Annotated in this window: 1 protein-coding gene; it reads right to left on the reverse strand. The window is 57.1% G+C overall.

The window, feature by feature from the left end:
* Positions 1 to 112: 112 nt before the first annotated feature.
* On the reverse strand, positions 113 to 2,121 hold a 2,009-nt coding region (locus B2G71_RS23500), incomplete at its 5' end, for a hypothetical protein (protein ID WP_206049508.1).

A 2,121-nucleotide genomic window follows, 5' to 3' on the forward strand; every position in this document is an offset into this window, starting at 1 on the left:
CCACAACAGCTCGCCACAGCCCGCCGCGAATGGCCCTGCGCCGTCCCAGAGCCAAAATCGCATTGTTCACGGACGACAAGGCTGGACACGAAATCGACCATTCGTAAGGGCGTCACTCCATACTCAGCGACGAACGCAGCATCAAATTCAGGATTGCTTTGACGCTCATATTCAGCGTCGTCAGCTCCGGGACCTCATAGAAGGTGTCGTATCCCTCAGCCGCCGCGTCGAATTGGTCGGTCGAAAGCGCAACCATGAAGGGCTCATGGACGCGATTGGCAAACTCGTCCTCGAAGCGCAAAACCCCACTGGGCTTCACTTCGACCCGTTCGGAGAAGCCATGGTGAATCTCGTCGCTGCAGGACGCCACTCCGCATAGAAGCGCAATCATTGCCACGACGCAATCAAAGTCGTCCAGCGAGCATTCTCGTCCACCAGTCTCAGGCGAAGCGCATACCGCCATTTCAACGGCGACCCGACAGCACAGAGCGACCTGCGCTCGATCGCTCTCAAGTTTCACCGCAACGCGCATTGCTTCGTCCCGCTGATGAAGGCGAAGGACCGCCGCCGCGGTGTGACGCCACGTGGCTCGGTCTCGATCGATTGCGTTGTGATTGTCGATGCATTTCTCGATGATTGAGGCTCGATCCAGCAGCTCTAACCGCTCCCGGATCTCGCCCCAAAGCGTCTCGACAGCTTTGCCTAGAATTTCACGAGCTGTCTTCTTGTCAGCGATGATCCCGGCTGTTCCTGCTGGTACCCCACTGCGTTGAGCAAGACCGATGTCGACCCATGCTCGAACCTCGGGCTGCAGCATTCGCCCGCGGGGGAGGTCCGCGGTTGCCGGAATGAAATCTGCAGCTGTTCTGGGCGTGAAAACATGGAGGTGCCTGGATGTCGTATCTACCAAAATCGAGGAGGCGATCTCCTCGGCTAAGGTGCCGCCCGAACAACCAGCCAGCAGCAAGGCGCCCTCTGATATGGCCTCAATCATCCATCTATCACCAATGTTATCCGGACGTCCAAAAGCGCGGAGGTAGTCGAGCGGGCAATCGATTCGGATGGTCGCGCCATCCACGCTCACCGACGGACGCACCAATTCCTGTCCCTCCTCAATGAGAGCGGGCGTAAGATCGATGCCTTCCGGAAAAACCAACTCTATGCCGATAAAGATCGGAAGGTCCTCGGCAACCGCAGCAACACGTGGTGCGATCATGACCGTCCAATTCTTGGCCATGTCCCAGACGCGAAAAGACAACGAGCTAACTGAGTCTGGTTGGGGATCCGCGACCGTAATCCACCACGTTCGATGATCGATTTCGATTGCCGCTGCTGGCCGACTCTCCGCGGCATCAGCAACGCTCACATACAAAGGCTCCGCTGCCAAATCAGCGAAGTACATCTCTGTCGATGCTCTTCGGACCTCGACATAACTGTTTCGCGTTGCAACACGAGCACCATGATGATCGAGAGATTGTCGGACCCCAGTCCTGACCGATGTCAGATAGTCGGTGCCGAGATTTATCGTGGTGCGGCCTGGCGTCGCATCCTCAGGCAGGAGCTCGAAATCATTGCTCTTCGCGAAGCCATAAAGATTCATGAAACCGTTGGGGTTGAAGATACCCGTTCGGCTGGCCAGCATCTGCTGCTCCTGATCGAGCAGGCGATACATCTGAAGCGCTGAGGTGTTCGAATCCTCGCCAAACAGCTCAAAATCCTCACAGCCGAAAGCTACGAACTTCCATTTTGGAGGCAATCGACCCGGATCAGCTAAGAAGCCGCGGCCGAGGCCGCCAAACACGACTATCGTCATGCCCATCCGAAAGTCCGGCCGCCCTTCTATCGCCGCCACTCCAGCCGCAGCCAGACGGCGCACTTCAGTCGACACATCATTGATCGATCGGAAACCATCAGCAACAATCGCGTCGACCTGGTCCTGGACGAAAATCAGAAGGGCGTACGCGCCAATGTCAAAGCGGCACGTCATCTCGATGCAGTCTGAGTCCTCATCGGCATTCGGACCATCTATGTGCTCTAGGTCGTAGATCTGTAATTGCAGAGCTTGGCGGTGCCGATCCCTTGAGGGTTTCATGGATCTGTCCGCACTGGCCCGGCCGAAGC

This window comes from Novosphingobium sp. PC22D, from assembly GCF_002556635.1.
In the GTDB taxonomy this organism is placed as follows: Bacteria; Pseudomonadota; Alphaproteobacteria; order Sphingomonadales; family Sphingomonadaceae; genus Novosphingobium.